The sequence below is a fragment of the Chelatococcus sp. KU-N122 genome (genome assembly GCF_055391085.1).
Genome location: NZ_AP043981.1, coordinates 3,251,007 through 3,266,700, shown reverse-complemented (window position 1 = coordinate 3,266,700; position 15,694 = coordinate 3,251,007). Strand labels below are relative to the sequence as shown.

The window sequence follows — 15,694 nt, the reverse complement described above, 5'->3', positions numbered from 1 at the left end:
ACCGCGTGGAGCGGACATCGCACGACCATGCGGCCGCGGACGATCACGGGACGCGGCAAGCGCGGCCGCACGGACGGCGCGTCGACGAGGCCGGCACGGTCGCGTTCCTTGGTCCTTCCCGGCACCGCCGGGATCGTCGGAGGAGACAAGGATGAAGCCGACGCTCGCCATCAGCCGCCGGGCCCTCCTCTCGAGCCTGGCGTCGAGTGCCGCTGCCGGCTTGTCCACGCTGCCGCTGCCCGCCCTCGCCCAGGCGGCGACGGGCGATCCACTTCCCTCGTGGAACGACGGCCCGGCGAAGCGTGCGATCCTGGATTTCGTCCAGGTCACCACCGACCAGTCGAGCCCGCGCTTCGTGCCGCCGGACGCACGGATCGCCACCTTCGACCAGGACGGCACGCTCTGGGTCGAGCACCCCATGTACACGCAGGTGGTCTACTGCCTCGAGCGCGTGCCTGCAGTGGTCGCCAAGAAGCCGGAGCTCAAGACCATCGGGCCGTTCAAGACCGTGCTGTCCGGCAACCGGGAGGCCATGGCAAGATTGACGATGGCCGACCTGGAGAAGATCCTGGCCGCGACGCTGACCGGGATGTCGGAGGAGACGTTCGACGCCGACGTGAAGGCGTGGATCGCCGGCGCCCGGCATCCGCGCTGGAACCGCCCCTATACCGAGCTCGTCTACCAGCCGATGGGCGAGGTCCTGCGCTATCTGCGCGACAACGGCTACAAGACCTATATCGTCACGGGCGGAGGCCAGGACTTCGTGCGCGTCTACGCCGGCGACGTCTACGGCATTCCACCGGAACAGGTGGTGGGCACCGCGGGCGGCGTCAAATACGGCTACGGCAAGGACGGCAAGCCGGTCCTGACCAAGGAGCCGAAGCTCCTGCTGAACGACAACAACGCCGGCAAGCCCGAAGGCATCCATCTCGTGATCGGGCGCCGCCCCTCTGCGGCCTTCGGCAACTCGACCGGTGATCGCCAGATGCTGGAGTACACCCAGGCGGGCGACGGCGCGCGCCTCGCCATGCTGGTGCTGCACGACGACCCGACGCGGGAATACGCCTACGGCCCCGCCCGCGGCCTGTCGGACACCCGCGTCGGCACCTTCACGCCCGCGCTCGACGATGAAGCCAGGAGCAAGGGCTGGACGGTGATCAGCATGAAGGACGACTGGAAGCGGGTGTTCGCATTCGAATAGCGAGAAGCGTTCGATGGGCCGAGGGCGACCGGCAACGGGACGCGGCGAGCGGCCTCCCCAGCGGACCTGTCAGCTGGCGGAGAGCCGCCGCGTGCCATAGTCGCGGTAGCGCGCCAGCACCGTCTCCATCTCCCCGTCGTCGAGCTGGACGATCGTGCCGCTCTGCTTGGCGATGCAGTACTGGCGCGCCAGCATCTCCAGCTTGATGGTCCTGGCGAGCGCCTCGGGTAGGGTATCGGCGCAGCAGACCATGCCGTGGTTGGCCATCAGGCAGGCGCTGTAGCCCCTGAGAGTCTCGACCACGCCTTGCGCCAGCGCGGTCGTTCCGAACGGCGCGTAGGGCGCACAGGGCACCTCCTTGCCGCCGAACGCGGCGACCATGTAGTGGAAGGCCGGAATCGGCTCGCGCAGGCACGACAGCGCCACGCAATGGTCCGGATGGGCGTGGACGACCGCCTGCCCGAGACCGGCCTTGTAGATCTCGGCGTGGATCGCCCATTCGCTCGACGGCAAGCCGGGGGACAGCGCCTCGCCGTCGAGGCCGGTCCGGACGAAGTCCTCGGGGCGCACGGTGGCGCCGTCGGCGCCGGTCGGGCTGATGAGCATATGATCGCCGCAGCGGACGCTGATGTTGCCGGCGTTGCCGACGCTCAGCCCCGCCTGCTCGATGCGCCGGTAGATGTCGCAGAGCTCGGCGCGCGCTGCCTGTTCCGCCGTCATGTCGCTCAACCTCGATCCTCCCCGCGTCCCATGGTGTCGAGCATGGGCAAGAACATGTCGTCCGGCCCGAGCTTGCCGGATTTCAGGCAGAAGGCCAGCGGCTCCGCCCCCTCCGCCACCGCGTGGGACACGCCGGGCGCCCTGTAGGCGCCGACCGTCAGCCGGGTAATGCCGAGCCGATCGAGGACGGCGCCGGACGTCTCGCCGCCGGCGATCAGGAAGCGGCGGACGCCCGCCTCGCGCAGGGCCTGGGCGACGAGCGACAGGATCGCCTCGGCGCGCTCGGCCGCCGGCCGGAGCCCGAGCTCGGCCTGAATCGCCGCGACCCGCTCGGGGCCGGCCGACGTCGCGATCGCCACCGGACCGTCAGCGAGCCGCGGCAGCGCCCAGGCGACGGCCTGCCTGCAAGCCGTCTCCGGGTCCCCCACCTCGGCCAGGTCGATGTACAGGACGGGATGCGACCGGGCGAAGACGTCGAGCTGGCGCAGCGTCTTGTCGGCGCAGCTGCCGGCCAGCACCACGGCGGCGCCTGACACCGCCGGCAGGCCGCCCGCCCTCGGCGCGGTGTCGACGAGGCCCATGTGGCGCCAGAGCCGCGGGTAGTAGGCGGCGATCGAGGAATTCCCCGTCATCAGCGGCCAGGACACCGTGAGCTCGGCGATCGCCGCCAGGTCGTCGGGGGTGGCGGCGTCGGCGATGGCGAAGGCGGCACCACGCGCCGCCAGCGCCTCGCAATGCACCTCCATGGCCGGGAGGCCGCTGCGGACGATCTGCTGCGGGATCAGGCCGACGGGCGTCGCGGTCTGCTGCTGGAGGACGCGAACGAGATCGGGGTCGGTCATGGGCGTCAGCGGGTCGTGCCGCTTCGGCGATTCCGAGATCAGCCGGTCGTCGGCGAACAGATGCCCCTGGAAGACGCGACGTCCTGCCTCGGGAAACGAGGGACAGAAGGCCGTGAGCCGGCTTCCCGTCAGCTCGCGCAGCACGTCGGCGCACGGCCCGATATTGCCGGCGGGGGTCGAGTCGAACGTGGCGCAGTACTTGAAGAAGATCTGCCTGGCCGACTGGCGCTGCAGCCAGGCGCCGATCCGCGCGAACTCCCGTCGCGCGAGGCCGGCCTCGGCAACGCGGGTGCGCCGGGCCACGACGACCGCCGGAGCTTGCACGGCGGCGCCGGCCTCGGTCACGAACTCGCAGGCGACGCCCTCCGCGCGCAGCATGGCGGCGAGCTCCAGCCCACCCGTCAGATCGTCGGCAATCCCGCCAAAAACCAGCCCCATCTCGGCTTCGCCTCCCACAGGGACGATATTATATATCACGACGATCGTCGGTTCGGCCCAAAGCGGGCCAGCCGCGCACCTCGCCCCGCCTGCGGGGAGAGGTCGGATCGCGTGCAACGCGATCCGGGTGAGGGGGCGTCGGCAGAGCTAGACGGCCGGTCACGCCACGCGGTGAGCCCCCCTCACCCTGCCCTCCCCGCAAGCGGGGCGAGGGGTGCCCGCGCACCGTCGGGCCCGAACTTCTAAATCGCCGTGCAACAACGGCGGGATCCCTAGGATCCGTCACGCAGCGCCTGTGAGGACAGGCGTGACGCGCCGGTGTCGCGGGAGAGGTTGCGCGTATCGCCGCCTGCCTCGAGCAGCTTCACCAGGTTGACGCCACCCTGCAGCATGTCGGTCTGGATGGAGGCACGAACCCCGGCGGCATCGCGGCGCCGCAGGTTCTCGAGCGTGCGCAGATGCTCGTGCGGACCCGGATAGGTCGGCGGCGCGTCCGGGTAGTGGTAGTTCAGCAGCGGGCCGTTGCGCATCCAGATGTCGTCGAGGATGGCGAGCAGCTCGGGCATCTCCGCCGCTTCGTAGAGCCGGTGGTGGAAGCGCCAATTGGCCCGCACGGCGTCCGACCAACGGCCTTCGGCCTCGGCCGCGACGAGCTCCTCGTGGAACGTGGCCATCTCGGCGATGCCGTCCTCGGTGATCCGGGGGGTCGCATTCTCCGCGGCGAGCCCTTCGAGGAAGAGCCGGATCGTGCGCAGCTCGAGGTATTGAGCCAGCGAGATATGGGCGACGATGATCGAGCGCCCGTCGATGAGCTCGAGCGCGCGGGCGCGCACGAGCTGCATCAGGGCCTCGCGCACCGGCGTGTCGGACACCTTCATGGCGGCCGCCAGCTCGCGGATCTTGAAGCGGTCGCCAGGCCAGAAGCGACCTTCCATCAAGGCGAGCCGCAGATTGTTGTAGACGATGCGGGTCAGGCTATCGCGCGCTACGGGCTCCATCGAGCCGAACTGAAGTGCTGCGCGCTCCACCGCCATCACCCTTCGCCACCCATCCTCGAACGCAGGCTACGGCCCTGCTGTACAAGATAAATCCGCCATCCAAAAGCGCCGCCCGCGCGCCCGTTCCGCGCTCGCCACCCGCCGCCCCCCCGGGGCAGGCGGCGCAGGCGAAGTCGGCTTGCCAAGATGGATATATCAAATATTATGTTGAGACGTAAGTGGGGGATCACATTGCGGGCTGTCGACACCTCCAGCCGTTCCGTCGGCATCGACGTACGCGCGATCGTCAAGCGCTTCGGCGCCGTGGCTGCCGTCGACGGGGTGTCGCTGGATGTCCAGCCGGGAGAATTCCTGGCGCTGCTCGGCCCCTCCGGCTCCGGCAAGACCACCATCCTGATGGCCATCGCCGGCTTCGAGTATCCGGACGCCGGCAGCATCATCGTCGGCGGCGAGGACGTGACCTGGCTGCCGCCGAACAAGCGCAACCTCGGCATGGTCTTCCAGAAATACACGCTGTTCCCGCACATGACGGTGCTGGAGAACATCGCCTTTCCGCTCAAGATGCGCGGCGTCGGCCGGGCTGAGCGGGAGGAGCTGGCGCGCGCCGCGCTCGCTACGGTGCGGCTCGATACGTTCGGCGACCGCAAGCCGTCGCAACTGTCCGGCGGCCAGCAGCAGCGCGTCGCCATCGCCCGCGCCATCGTCTACCGGCCGCGCGTGCTGCTGATGGACGAGCCCCTCTCCGCGCTCGACAAGAACCTGCGCGAGGAGATGCAGATCGAGACCAAGCATCTCCAGCGCGAGATCGGCGTCACGGTCGTCTTCGTCACCCACGACCAGACCGAAGCGCTCACCATGGCCGACCGCATCGCCGTGCTCGACCACGGCCGGCTCCAGCAGATCGGCTCGCCGCACGACCTCTACGAGACGCCGCAGACCGCCTTCGTCGCCGGCTTCATCGGCGAGACCAATTTCTGCACGGGCGTCGCCTGCGGCAGCGTCGGGCCGGGCGGCTGCGCCGGCGTCGTGCTCGACGGCGGGCCACTGGTCGAGGCGACGGCGATGCAGGCGCTCGCCGCCGGCGACCGCGTCAAGCTGGCGATCAGGCCGGAGCGGCTGGCCGTCACCGCCGCGGACGGCGCCACGCTCACGGGGCGTGTCGTGGACTCGATCTACGCCGGCAACGCGACCACCCTGACGCTGGAGACGCCGGGCGGCCTTCAGCTCCGCCTGAGGCTCGCGGCCGGCGCCGAGCGCACCGCGCCGGGCCTGGGCGACGTCGTCGGGTTGCGCTGGCAGGCGGCGGACGCCCGCCTCTTCGGAGCGCGCGCGTGAGCCGCCGCCCGAGCGCCTGGCGCCTCGGCGGACGCCACTACAGCGCAGCGGCGAGCCTGCTGCTGGCGAGCCCCTTCCTGCTGCTCGCCTTCGTCACCTTCCTGCTGCCGCTCGGCTCGCTCCTGCATGAGAGCCTGTTCCTGCCGGCCCCGACGCTCGTCCACTACGAACGGGCCCTCGGCGAACCGGTCTATCTCAGGGTCATGCTGCGCACCCTGCGCATCGCCGCCACGGTGACCGTTCTGACCTTGCTGCTCGCCTGGCCGCTGGCCTGGGCGATGTCGCGCGCCCGCGGCGTCAAGCTCGCCATCCTGGTCGCCGCGGTGCTCCTGCCCCTGTGGACGTCGGTCCTGGTGCGGACCTATGCCTGGATCGTGCTGCTGCAGAAGAACGGGGTCATCAACCAGACCCTGCTGTCGCTCGGCGCCGTCAGCGAGCCGCTCAAGCTGCTCTACACCGAGGCGGCGGTCGTTCTCGCCATGAGCCATGTGCTGCTGCCCTTCATGGTGCTGCCGATCTATTCGGCGCTGCGCGGCATCCCCGACGACTACGGGCGGGCGGCGCAGATGCTCGGCGCCTCCGAGTGGGCGACGTTCCGCGAGGTGATCTTCCCGCTGGCGCTGCCGGGCGTCACCTCCGGCTGCCTGATGGTGTTCCTGCTGGCGCTCGGCTTCTTCGTCACCCCGGCGCTGATCGGCGGCCCGCAGCAGATGATGATCGCGACGCTGGTCTCGCAGCAGGTGCGCGAGATGCTGGACTGGTCGTTCGCGGGCGCGCTCGTCGGGCTGATGCTCGCCTTCGTCCTGCTGCTCGCGCTGATCTTCAAGCGCGCCGTGCGGCTCGACCGGTTCGTCGGGGCCTCATGAGTGCGGCCGACCATCGACGTCGGCCGGGCCGGCGCGCAGGCCAGGCGGCGTTGGCGGCGGCGGCCTATGCGGTCACCATCTTTCTACTGCTGCCGACCTTGGTGATCATGCCGATGTCGGTCGGGCCCGAACGCTACATGCGCTTTCCGCCCGACGGCTTCTCGCTGCGCTGGTATGCGGAGTATTTCGGCGATCAGGACTGGATCAACGCCACCCTGTTCAGCCTCGAGGCCGGCGTCATCTCGACGCTCTGCGCCACGGTCATCGGCACCATGCTGGCGCTTGCCCTGGTGCGGGGCAAGCTGCCCGGCAAGGGGCTGATCGAGCTCCTGGTCATCGGGCCGGTGATCGTGCCGCACATCGCACTCGCCGTGGCCATGTTCCTCGTCTTCGAACAATTGCGGCTGACCGGGACCCTCGCCGGCTTCGCCATGGCTCACACGATCCTGGCACTGCCCTTCGTCGTCTTCACCGTGCTCGCGGCGCTCTACCGCTTCGACGCCGACCTGGAACGCGCGGCGCTGTCGTGCGGGGCGGGGCCGCTCAGGACCTTCCGCCATGTCACGCTGCCCATCATCGCGCCCGGCGTGATCTCGGCGGCGCTCTTTGCCTTCATCATCTCCTTCGACGAGGCGGTGGTCTCGTTCTTCATCTCGAACCTCGACCGCAAGACGTTGCCGCGCAAGATGTTCGAGGACATCGACTACAACATCTCGCCGACCCTGGCGGCCGTCGCGACCATGCTGACGCTGCTGACCATTGCAGCCCTGGTCGGCAGCCATGTCGTCAAGAGCCGGATGGAACGACGGCCGGGCAGCACCGGTCCGTGACGCGCATTCCGCGTCCAGAGGAAACCTAGGGGAGCTTCGCGATGAGTCTCGATCACAGCGGACGATGTCTCCACACCAGCCGCCGCCGCTTCCTCGGCGGGGTGCTCGGCGCCGCCACCATGGCCGTCGGCGGCCGCGCAGCCGCCCAGTCCAAGGAGGTCATCATCGCGACCACCGGCGGGTTGATGGAGCGCAGCCTCCAGGAGCATTTCTACAAGCGCTTCGAGGCGGAGACCGGCATCCGGGTCCGTGCCGTGCCGATCGAGCTGCCCGACCAATGGGCGCGCGCCCGCGCCGGCCAGCGCAGCGGCAACATCCCCTTCGACGTCGTCACCGCGACGCCGCCGGATCTGATCCAGCACGCCGACATCCTCCAGCCGATCGACTGCGCCGCCATGCCCGGCATCGTGGCCCACGCGCTGCCGAACGGCTGCTTCCCCAGGGGCATCATCCGCACCGCCGGCGGCATGGCGCTGACCTGGAGCAAGAAGGCTTTCCCCAATGGCGGGCCGCAGTCCTGGGCCGACTTCTTCGACGCCGAGCGATTCCCCGGCCCGCGCTCCCTGCCGGATACGGGCGACCGCGAGTGGTGGGTGCCGCTCGCGGCGCTGCTGGCCGACGGCGTGGCGCCGGACCAGGCGTTCCCCATGGACCTCGACCGCGCCTACAAGAAGCTCGACGCGCTCAAGCCGCAGGTCGCCGCCTGGTGGAAGAGCGGCGACAACGCCATGCAGATCATGCGCGGCGGCGACGCGGTCATGATCATGGTCTACTCGAGCCGCGCCGTGCCGCTCGCCAAGAGCGGCGAGTTCGACTTCACCTGGAACCAGGCGATCCGCGACGTCGGCAACTGGGCGGTGCTCAAGGGCAGCCCCAACACCGACAACGGCATCAGGTTTCTCGACTTCTTCGTCCAGGACGCCAAGGAGCACCTGGCGTTCAGCGAGAAGGTCTCGTTCGACAGCAACAACCGCGAGGCGGCGAGCCTCGTGCCGCCGGACGAACGCCGCTACCGCCCGTCGTGGCCGGACAATTGGTCGAAGCTGGTCATGGCCGACTACGACTGGATCGCGGCCAACCGCAATGCGCTGCGCGAGCGCTGGGTGAGCTGGCTCACAAAATGACCGCGCCGTCCCCCGTCCTGCCGGCGCGTTCCCTCACGCCGGCCGCTCCGTCGAGGTGCCCGGAATGTTGGTGAACTACGCTGAAGCGGCGCATTGGCCGGTCGACCCGACGCGGCTGGATCTGGTCGAGGAGATGCGCGCCAGGCCGCGCGGGCCGCACAGCGACGACCTGCGCAAGCTGCTCCATCGCATGCGCTGGACCGGCGTCGGCAAACGCCACGTCCTCATCGTGCTCGAGCCGAATCGCCGCTGGATGCTGGCCCGCCTTCCCGGGCGGCGTGGCGCGCCGGTCGAGACCTTCCCCAACCGCATCTTCACCAGCCTCGCCGAGGCCGAATGGGCCGTGTTCGCCATGCGCTGGGAAGCGCTGACCGGCCAGCGGCTCGACGATGGAACGCCTGCACCATGAAAGACACCACATCCGTTCTCGGCTATGCGTGGCCGCTCGTCGTCTCCCCGGGCGAGACGATCGCCTTCCATCTTTCCAGCCCCGCGCTGGTCGAGGCCGAAGCCCGCATCGTGCGCGTGCGCTGCGGCGATCCCGATCCCGAGGGGCCGGGCCTGAAGCTGACGAGCCCCGGCACCCCGATCGACGGACCGGTGGCGCTCCGCCATCAGCCGATCCACCCGGGCTCGGCCGCGGTCATCGCCGATGCGCCGATCCTGCGGACGAGCACCGTCTCGATGGGCTGCTTCGTCTGGCCGACGGCGCCGCTTGCCGGGCCGCAGACCCTGCTGTCGCGCTGGCGCGAGGATCTGGGACAGGGCTGGCGCCTGGGCCTCGACGCCGAAGGCCGCCTCGTCTTCGAGGTCGCGGGCCCAGGGGGGCAAGGCCGGCTGCGCGCCGCGCGGCCGCTCATCGAGCGCGAATGGGTGTTCGTGGCGGCAAGCTATGACGGCGCGACCGGCGCTCTGACGCTCGTTCAGCGCAGCCTCGACGCCCAGGCTGGGCGCGACGTCGGCGGCGCGGTCGGCGAGGCAGGGACAGGCGGCCTCACCTGGCCGGCCGACACGGCGCTCGTCTTCGCCGCCCATGCGCGGGCGGCCGGCGCGGATCCGCTGACCGGCGGCCACTTCGACGGCAAGATCGACCGGCCGCGGCTGTTCGGCGCCGTGGTTCCGGAGGAGGTGCTACGCCGCGCCTGCGAGGCCATCACCCCCTCCCCAGCCGATCCCACGCTGATCGGCGCCTGGGACTTTTCCCAGGGGATGGCGAGCGATGTCGTCCGCGACTGCTCGACCAACCGGCTCGACGGGCGCCTGCGCCAAATGCCCATGCGGGCCATGACGGGCGCCAACTGGGACGGCTCGGTGGTGCAGTGGACGGAGAAGCCTGAGCTCTACGGCGCCATCCACTTTCACAGCGACGACATGGCCGATGCGGGCTGGGCGCCCGATCTCGAGCTCCAGGTCCCCGCCGACTGGCGCAGCGGCTTCTATGCGCTGCGCCTCACCGCCCGCGGCGGCAGCGACGACCCGGTCGAAAGCTATGTCTCGTTCTTCGTGCGCGCGCCGCTCGGCCAGGCGAAGGCGAGGCTGGCGCTGGTCGCCAGCACCGCGACCTTCCAGGCCTACGCCAATAGCGCGCTCAGGCTCGACCAGGTGCACGCCGAGGCGATGCTGGAAGGCGTCATCGCGCTGTCGCGCGACGACGTCTACCTGCAGGAGCACCGCGAGCTCGGGCTCTCCACCTACGACACCCACAGCGACGGCAGCGGCTGGTGCTATTCCACCGCCAAGCGGCCGATCCTGAACATGCGGCCCCTCGGCAATACCTTCAACTACGTCAACGACACCCACATCATCGACTGGCTCGAGCACAACCACGTCGACTACGACGTCATCAGCGATTGCGACATCGACCGGCACGGCGCACAGCTGCTCAGGTCCTATGCCTGCGTCATCAACGGCTCGCATCCAGAGTACTTCAGCCGCAACATGCTGGAGGCCTTCGATGCCTACCAACGCGGCGGCGGGCGGCACATGTACCTGGGCGGCAACGGCTTCTACTGGCGCATCGGCTGGCATCCGAGCGCGCCGCACACCCTGGAAATCCGCCGCGGCATGAGCGGCCTGCGCACGTGGGAGGGCGAGCCCGGCGAGAACGGCCTGTCGTTCACCGGCGAGCCGTCGGGCCTCTGGCGCACGCACGGCCGCCCGCCGCAGCGGCTGGTCGGCGTCGGCTTCGATGCCCAGGTGTTCACACGCTCCTACCCCTATGAATGGCTCGAGGACGCGCGCGACCCGCGCGTCGCCTGGCTCGTGGAGGGCATCGAGCTCGAAGCTCCGCTCGGCGATTTCGGCCTGCGCGGTGGCGGCGCGGCCGGGCTCGAGGTCGATCGCGTCGAGACCACGCTCGGCTCGCCGCCGCACCTGCTACGCCTCGCCACGGCCGACCGGCTCGACTACGGCGGCGTGCCGACGCTGGAGGAGCTCAGGACACTGCACCGGGGCACGATGGGCGACCAGAACGCGCTGGTGCGAGCCGACCTGGCCTTCTTCCCGACGGCCAACGGCGGCGCGGTGTTCTCCACCGGCTCCATCGCCTGGGCCTGCGCGCTGTCGTGCAACGGCTACGACAATTCGGTCAGCCGTGTGACCGGCAACGTCCTGCGCCGTTTCCTCGATCCGGCGCCCTTCGACGGCTTCGAGGCTTGAGGGGGGCGCTGGGGCGGCATTGCTTTGCTCCCGTCGCAGCAAAGGGCGTACGGCAGTGCAGCTGCATACCTCGCCCCGCTTGCGGGGAGAGGGAGCGCGGCGGCTCCGTCAGTGCCAAACCGTCGAAACTTCCGGGCAAAGCTGCTAATCACGAACCTTGCACTTGCCGTCCGATTCAGGCTTGAAGGATTGGCTCGCGGGGAAGTGGCCACGACCTTGAGATAATCCCATCGCCCCTTGGATTCCGACGGCTTCTTGACCTCGGCGAGATACATATCCTTGTACATTCGCCCGTTACGTCCGATGCGGCCGGGCTTGGCAAAGAAGTCCGTCACCTCGTTGCTCTCCATCCAGCGAACAGCGTCGATGCCGGCCGGCCCGGCAGCCTGCACACCCTTCAAGTAGTGCGTTGTGGCCGAGTAGAGGCCGGCCTGGACGTCATTCGGCATCCGCTTCATGCGGTCGAAGTATCGTTTCGACCACGCCCGGCTCGACTCGTCCGCGTCCCAATAAAAAGCCGTGGCAAAGAGACTTCCTTGTGCGGCATCAAGTCCGAGCGCGTCGATATCGGAGAGAAACAGGAGGAGCCCGACGAGGCGCTGGCCACCGCTGACCAAGCCGAACTCCTGCGCCTGCTTGATGGCATTGACCGTGTCGAGCCCGGCGCTCGCGAAGGCGACGATTTTCGCTTTCGACGTCTGTGCCTGCAGAAGGAAAGACGAGAAATCGACGGTCCCCAGCGGCGCCCTGACTGCACCGAGTATCTTGCCGCCGCTCGCCTTAACGACCTCGCTGACCGATTTTTCCAGGGCGTGACCGACCGCATAGTCCGCCGTCACGAAGAACCATGTGTCGCCCCCGTCGGCAATCGTCGCCTTTGCCGTCACATGGGCGATCGAATAGGTGTCGTACACATACTGTATGCCGGTGGGCGAACAGTCCTCGTTCGTCAGGCTCTCGGACGCAGCGGTCCCGTAGATCGCGACGACGCCCTTTTCGCGAGTCAAGGTTTGCACCGCCAGCGCGACGGACGAGGTGGGCATGTCGAGAATCGCGTCGACGCCCTGCTCGTCGATCCAGCGCCGGGCGATTCCTGATCCGACATCCGGCTTGTTCTGATGATCACCATGGAGAACTTCGATCTTGAGATCCCGAACTTGCCCGCCGAAATCCTCCACGGCCATGCGAACGGCTTCCACCGACCCCGGCCCTCCAATATTTGAATAGAAGCCTGACATATCCGTCAGGACGCCCAGCCGCAAAGGCCGGGTCCGCGCTTGAGCGCGTGCACGCGCCGAAAAGCTGAGCGCCCCCACGACGCCGAAGCCTGCTCCGGCCCACATGAGGCTACGTCTTGAAATATTTGTCACTTTGTCCTCCCCTGTCGACGTTGTATTATTCGTTTTCGCGCGGTCGCATGCTTCATCTGATCTGCAGTGAAAGTGTCTGACGGCAACGGCTCAGGTTTTCAAATCGATGGATGGTCGGGTCAAGTGTTCAGACCATGACGGGTGGAGACGGAAACCCTTTATTCTTAACGTCATGGTCGGGCTTGACCCGACCATCCATCTGTTCAAGGACTCAAAACCTCGACGCAGAGCTCCCGGCATGAGATGAAGCAACCGACTTGATGTATTCTTTATAGCGAAGTTAGACTTGCGTCGCCGCAGGCTCTATCGACATTTAGACGCGTTCATCACACGTCTTGCCTGATGACAACCTCGGTCGGGCCGTTCCTGTCGAAGAGCTGGCATCCGCCCTCACGCAGCATGGCGATCAGATGCCTGTCTTGCGGCTTTTCGGATGCGGTCTTGGGTATTTCGGCCACCAACTGCACGACGTTGGGCACGCCCGTCGAGCCCAGCTTCCGCGCGCAATCGGCGAAGATATCGCCTGGCTCGACGAAGCCAGGGCTGACGACGAGCGCGGCAACCACCTGCTTTTCGCCCGGCGTATTGGTGGCCGTCGCCACGCCATAGACGTAGGCATCGACAACGCCCGGCATGTTGGCGATGACGGCCTCGATCTCGCGGGCATCGATGAAATCGCCGTTGCGGCGGATCGACTGCCCGCCCCGATGCGAGAAGAAGAGCCAACCGTCCGCGTCTTTCCAGCCGACATCGCCGGAGCGGAACCAGCCTCCTTTGGTCTTGGCGGCGGATGCCTGCTCGTTGCCGAAGTAGGTGACCGGTGTCACCGAGCCGTCTGCGTTGCGGAAGCAGATTTCGCCAAGCGTACCGGCGGGTGCGATGGTGTCGTCCGGAAGCCGGATCTCGCAGACCAAGCCAGGCTCGGCTTTGCCGATCGAACCGACAGGCCCCGCCGCGGGAGGGTTGAGCGTCAGGCCGCCCTCCGCGGTGCCAAAGAACTCGAAGATGCGGACTCCAAACCGCTCCTCGAATGGCCGCCACATGGCCGCCGGCATGCCCGCGCTGAGCACCAAGCGGATCCGGTGCGCGCGGTCGAATGGTCCTGGCGGCTCGGCGAAGATCGCGGTTGCCATGCCGCCCAGCAGATTGAAGCTCGTGCAGCCATATCGGGTCATGATCTCCCACAGGCGCGACTTGGTGAACTGCCGGCTGATGACCAGCGGCAACCGCATCGCCAAGGCATTGCCGAGCGTGATCAGCTGCGCGTTGGCGTGCGTCAGTGACAGGCCGGTATAGAGGCGGTCGTCGGGCCTGAGCCCAAGCATCGGCCCGAGCGCTGCCACGCCGGCAAAGCGGGCATACGGCGCGAGGATCGCCTTGGGATCGCCGGTGGTGCCCGAGGTGAAGAGGAGCTGCATCGGATCGGCGAGACGGCGCGGTGTCGTCGCCGTCGCTGGTGGCGATGCGTCCACGACCTCGGTGAACGACGTGAAGGGCCCCTCGGCTCCGCCTTCGCCGATCGTCCAGATCCATTCCAGATCAGGCAGGTCGGCGAGCAACGGCCTCAGGTTGTCCACCACCTCCGCCGAGACGATCGCGCCGCGGCAGCGGGCGAAGCGCAGCATGAAGGCCAGCCTGTCGCCGCGGGTGCGGGGGTCGATGGGCACGAACACCGTGCCGGCGATTTCCGAGCCGACCATCGCATCGACGAACTCGGGATGGTTGCGCATGACGATGGCGAAGGCATCGCCCGGCGCCATGCCGGCCGCGGCAAGGGCGCCCGCAATCCGGCGGCCGTTGTCCAACAGCTCGGCGTAGCTCCGCCGCTCCTCGGCGAACGCACCGTCGGGCCGCACCTCGACGAAGGTGAGCACTGGATCCGTGCCGGCGGCCGCGCCGTCGACCACCATCTCGAGCAAGGTTCGAAGCGGTGTGGTCATCGGGCGAGCACCGTCATGGCAAGAGCGGCCGCGTCGGTGCCGATGAATCCGCCCCCGTTCTCCGCGAGCGCGACCTTCGCACCCTCGACCTGGCGGGCCCCCGCGCAGCCCCGCAGTTGCTCGACGAGCTCATGGATCTGACCGAGCCCCGTGGCGCCGATCGGATGCCCCTTGCGCACGAGGCCACCGGACGGATTGACGGGCACGCGGCCCCCGAGCGTGGTAGCGCCACTTGCAAGGAAGGCCGGTCCTTCACCTTGCGGGCAGAGGCCCAGGGCCTCGTAGTAGATCAGCTCAGCCGGTGACGTCGCGTCGTGGAGCTCGACGCAGTCGAGATCGCTGGGGGCGACGCCAGCCTCCTCGTAGGCTTGGGTCGCTACGATGGCCGTGACACTCGGCATGCCAGGCTCGACGTCGAAGCCGCTCGCAAGCAACGCGCTCAGCACGCGGACCGGCCTTGCGATCCCGAGCTCGCGGGCGATCCTGGGTGATACGACGACCGCCGCCGCGGCGCCGTCGCCGATCGGCGAGCACATCGGCAACGTCAGGGGCGGTGAGATCGGGCGCGCCGCGAGCACATCGTCCGGTGTCAGGACCTCGCGGAACTGCGCATTGGGATTGAGGCTGCCGTGGCGCGAGTTCTTGGCGGAGACCATCGCAAAGTCTCGCTGGGTCGCCCCGCTCGACGCCATGTAGTCGCGCGCCATCCGCGCGTAGACATCCATGAATACCGACCGCCTGTCGCGCGGCGCCGCCGCCAGCGCCTCAGCCGACAGGTCCCCGGTCAGATAGGCATCGAGCTGCTCGGGATGCTCGGTATCGGTGCAGCCCGCATAGACGAGCATGGGCCGCTCTTTGTCCGTGTGGTAGAGCTTTTCCATGCCAAAGGCGAGGACGACGTCGTAGGCGCCGAGCGTCACCATGGTGCAGGCTTGCTGGAAGGCGGTCGAAGCGGTGGCGCAGGCGTTCTCGACGTTGACGACCGGGATGCCGCCCAAGCCGAGCTGGCGCAGCACCGCCTGGCCGGCGATGCACACCTGGCCGGTGACGATGCCCGCGCCGGCGTTGCCTGCCCACGCCGCCTGAATGCGAGCGAGCGGCAGGCCGGCGTCGGCGAGAGCGTCCTCTATCGCCTCGTGCGCGAGGCTGGACAGGCTGCGGTCGAGATGCCGACCGAATGGCGTCATGCCGACACCGGCGATGATGGCATTCTGCTTCACAAGGCGCTCCTCGCTGAGAGTACAGTGGGGAAGCGAGCCAGCGCGGACATGGACGACCTCCCTCGCATTCAAACGGCTTTTTTGACCGCTTTTCTCGTGCGTCCTTTCTTGCGCATGCCTTGATCTTGTAGAATATCCGAATCCGCCACTTT

13 protein-coding genes are annotated in these 15,694 nt (G+C 68.4%); 7 read left to right on the top strand and 6 right to left on the bottom strand.

Annotated features, from left to right (window positions below; all coding sequences use genetic code 11):
- The first annotated feature begins 151 nt into the window (after window positions 1–151).
- Window positions 152–1,201 (top strand): HAD family hydrolase, encoded by a 1,050-nt coding sequence (locus ACZ5PO_RS14635; RefSeq protein WP_464194635.1) that lies wholly within the window; start codon window positions 152–154, stop codon window positions 1,199–1,201.
- Between the two features lie 69 nt (window positions 1,202–1,270).
- Here ACZ5PO_RS14635 and ACZ5PO_RS14630 read toward each other — a convergent pair whose 3' ends face one another.
- The 3 genes from ACZ5PO_RS14630 to ACZ5PO_RS14620 all read right to left on the bottom strand — a co-directional run bounded on the left by ACZ5PO_RS14630 (window position 1,271) and on the right by ACZ5PO_RS14620 (window position 4,235).
- The gene (locus tag ACZ5PO_RS14630; RefSeq protein ID WP_464196842.1) at window positions 1,271–1,921 is read right to left on the bottom strand and encodes a class II aldolase/adducin family protein; all 651 of its coding nucleotides are present in this window, start codon (window positions 1,919–1,921) and stop codon (window positions 1,271–1,273) included.
- A gap of 5 nt (window positions 1,922–1,926) precedes the next feature.
- The gene (gene otnK, locus ACZ5PO_RS14625) at window positions 1,927–3,201 is read right to left on the bottom strand and encodes a 3-oxo-tetronate kinase (protein ID WP_464194633.1); all 1,275 of its coding nucleotides are present in this window, start codon (window positions 3,199–3,201) and stop codon (window positions 1,927–1,929) included.
- Window positions 3,202–3,473: 272 nt separating this feature from the next.
- A complete protein-coding gene (locus tag ACZ5PO_RS14620) occupies window positions 3,474–4,235 on the bottom strand; it encodes a GntR family transcriptional regulator (protein WP_464194631.1) in 762 nt (253 codons plus the stop codon).
- 168 nt (window positions 4,236–4,403) lie between these two features.
- Between ACZ5PO_RS14620 and ACZ5PO_RS14615 the strand changes: the two genes are divergently transcribed.
- The 6 genes from ACZ5PO_RS14615 to ACZ5PO_RS14590 all read left to right on the top strand — a co-directional run bounded on the left by ACZ5PO_RS14615 (window position 4,404) and on the right by ACZ5PO_RS14590 (window position 11,012).
- The gene (locus ACZ5PO_RS14615; protein WP_464194629.1) at window positions 4,404–5,534 is read left to right on the top strand and encodes an ABC transporter ATP-binding protein; all 1,131 of its coding nucleotides are present in this window, start codon (window positions 4,404–4,406) and stop codon (window positions 5,532–5,534) included.
- Window positions 5,531–6,400 carry an ABC transporter permease gene (locus ACZ5PO_RS14610; RefSeq protein WP_464194627.1) on the top strand — a complete coding sequence of 290 codons (870 nt, stop codon included), beginning with the start codon at window positions 5,531–5,533 and terminating at the stop codon, window positions 6,398–6,400. Before ACZ5PO_RS14615 ends, ACZ5PO_RS14610 begins: the two co-directional genes overlap by 4 nt.
- Complete coding sequence (locus ACZ5PO_RS14605; RefSeq protein WP_464194625.1) at window positions 6,397–7,230, top strand: ABC transporter permease; 834 nt, start codon at window positions 6,397–6,399, stop codon at window positions 7,228–7,230. The genes ACZ5PO_RS14610 and ACZ5PO_RS14605 overlap by 4 nt, the downstream gene beginning before the upstream one ends.
- A 41-nt stretch (window positions 7,231–7,271) precedes the next feature.
- Window positions 7,272–8,354, top strand: coding sequence for an extracellular solute-binding protein (locus tag ACZ5PO_RS14600; protein WP_464194623.1), 1,083 nt, complete (start codon window positions 7,272–7,274; stop codon window positions 8,352–8,354).
- A gap of 64 nt (window positions 8,355–8,418) precedes the next feature.
- The gene (locus ACZ5PO_RS14595; RefSeq protein ID WP_464194621.1) at window positions 8,419–8,763 is read left to right on the top strand and encodes a hypothetical protein; all 345 of its coding nucleotides are present in this window, start codon (window positions 8,419–8,421) and stop codon (window positions 8,761–8,763) included.
- Window positions 8,760–11,012 carry a N,N-dimethylformamidase beta subunit family domain-containing protein gene (locus ACZ5PO_RS14590; protein ID WP_464194619.1) on the top strand — a complete coding sequence of 751 codons (2,253 nt, stop codon included), beginning with the start codon at window positions 8,760–8,762 and terminating at the stop codon, window positions 11,010–11,012. The genes ACZ5PO_RS14595 and ACZ5PO_RS14590 overlap by 4 nt, the downstream gene beginning before the upstream one ends.
- Here ACZ5PO_RS14590 and ACZ5PO_RS14585 read toward each other — a convergent pair.
- From ACZ5PO_RS14585 to ACZ5PO_RS14575, 3 genes are all read right to left on the bottom strand, one after another.
- The gene (locus tag ACZ5PO_RS14585; protein WP_464196840.1) at window positions 10,928–12,250 is read right to left on the bottom strand and encodes an ABC transporter substrate-binding protein; all 1,323 of its coding nucleotides are present in this window, start codon (window positions 12,248–12,250) and stop codon (window positions 10,928–10,930) included. The genes ACZ5PO_RS14590 and ACZ5PO_RS14585 overlap by 85 nt on opposite strands.
- A gap of 458 nt (window positions 12,251–12,708) precedes the next feature.
- Window positions 12,709–14,292 (bottom strand): AMP-binding protein, encoded by a 1,584-nt coding sequence (locus ACZ5PO_RS14580; protein WP_464196838.1) that lies wholly within the window; start codon window positions 14,290–14,292, stop codon window positions 12,709–12,711.
- A 26-nt stretch (window positions 14,293–14,318) separates the two neighbouring features.
- Window positions 14,319–15,542 carry a thiolase family protein gene (locus ACZ5PO_RS14575; RefSeq protein ID WP_464194617.1) on the bottom strand — a complete coding sequence of 408 codons (1,224 nt, stop codon included), beginning with the start codon at window positions 15,540–15,542 and terminating at the stop codon, window positions 14,319–14,321.
- Window positions 15,543–15,694 lie beyond the last annotated feature (152 nt).

Coding starts and splice junctions, on each gene's coding strand:
- ACZ5PO_RS14635 (WP_464194635.1), top strand. CDS start 152: ATGAAGCCGACGCTCGCCATCAGCCGCCGGGCCCTCCTCTCGAGCCTG.
- ACZ5PO_RS14630 (WP_464196842.1), bottom strand. CDS start 1,921: ATGACGGCGGAACAGGCAGCGCGCGCCGAGCTCTGCGACATCTACCGG.
- otnK (WP_464194633.1), bottom strand. CDS start 3,201: ATGGGGCTGGTTTTTGGCGGGATTGCCGACGATCTGACGGGTGGGCTG.
- ACZ5PO_RS14620 (WP_464194631.1), bottom strand. CDS start 4,235: ATGGCGGTGGAGCGCGCAGCACTTCAGTTCGGCTCGATGGAGCCCGTA.
- ACZ5PO_RS14615 (WP_464194629.1), top strand. CDS start 4,404: ATGTTGAGACGTAAGTGGGGGATCACATTGCGGGCTGTCGACACCTCC.
- ACZ5PO_RS14605 (WP_464194625.1), top strand. CDS start 6,397: ATGAGTGCGGCCGACCATCGACGTCGGCCGGGCCGGCGCGCAGGCCAG.
- ACZ5PO_RS14600 (WP_464194623.1), top strand. CDS start 7,272: ATGAGTCTCGATCACAGCGGACGATGTCTCCACACCAGCCGCCGCCGC.
- ACZ5PO_RS14595 (WP_464194621.1), top strand. CDS start 8,419: ATGTTGGTGAACTACGCTGAAGCGGCGCATTGGCCGGTCGACCCGACG.
- ACZ5PO_RS14590 (WP_464194619.1), top strand. CDS start 8,760: ATGAAAGACACCACATCCGTTCTCGGCTATGCGTGGCCGCTCGTCGTC.
- ACZ5PO_RS14585 (WP_464196840.1), bottom strand. CDS start 12,250: ATGTCAGGCTTCTATTCAAATATTGGAGGGCCGGGGTCGGTGGAAGCC.
- ACZ5PO_RS14580 (WP_464196838.1), bottom strand. CDS start 14,292: ATGGTGGTCGACGGCGCGGCCGCCGGCACGGATCCAGTGCTCACCTTC.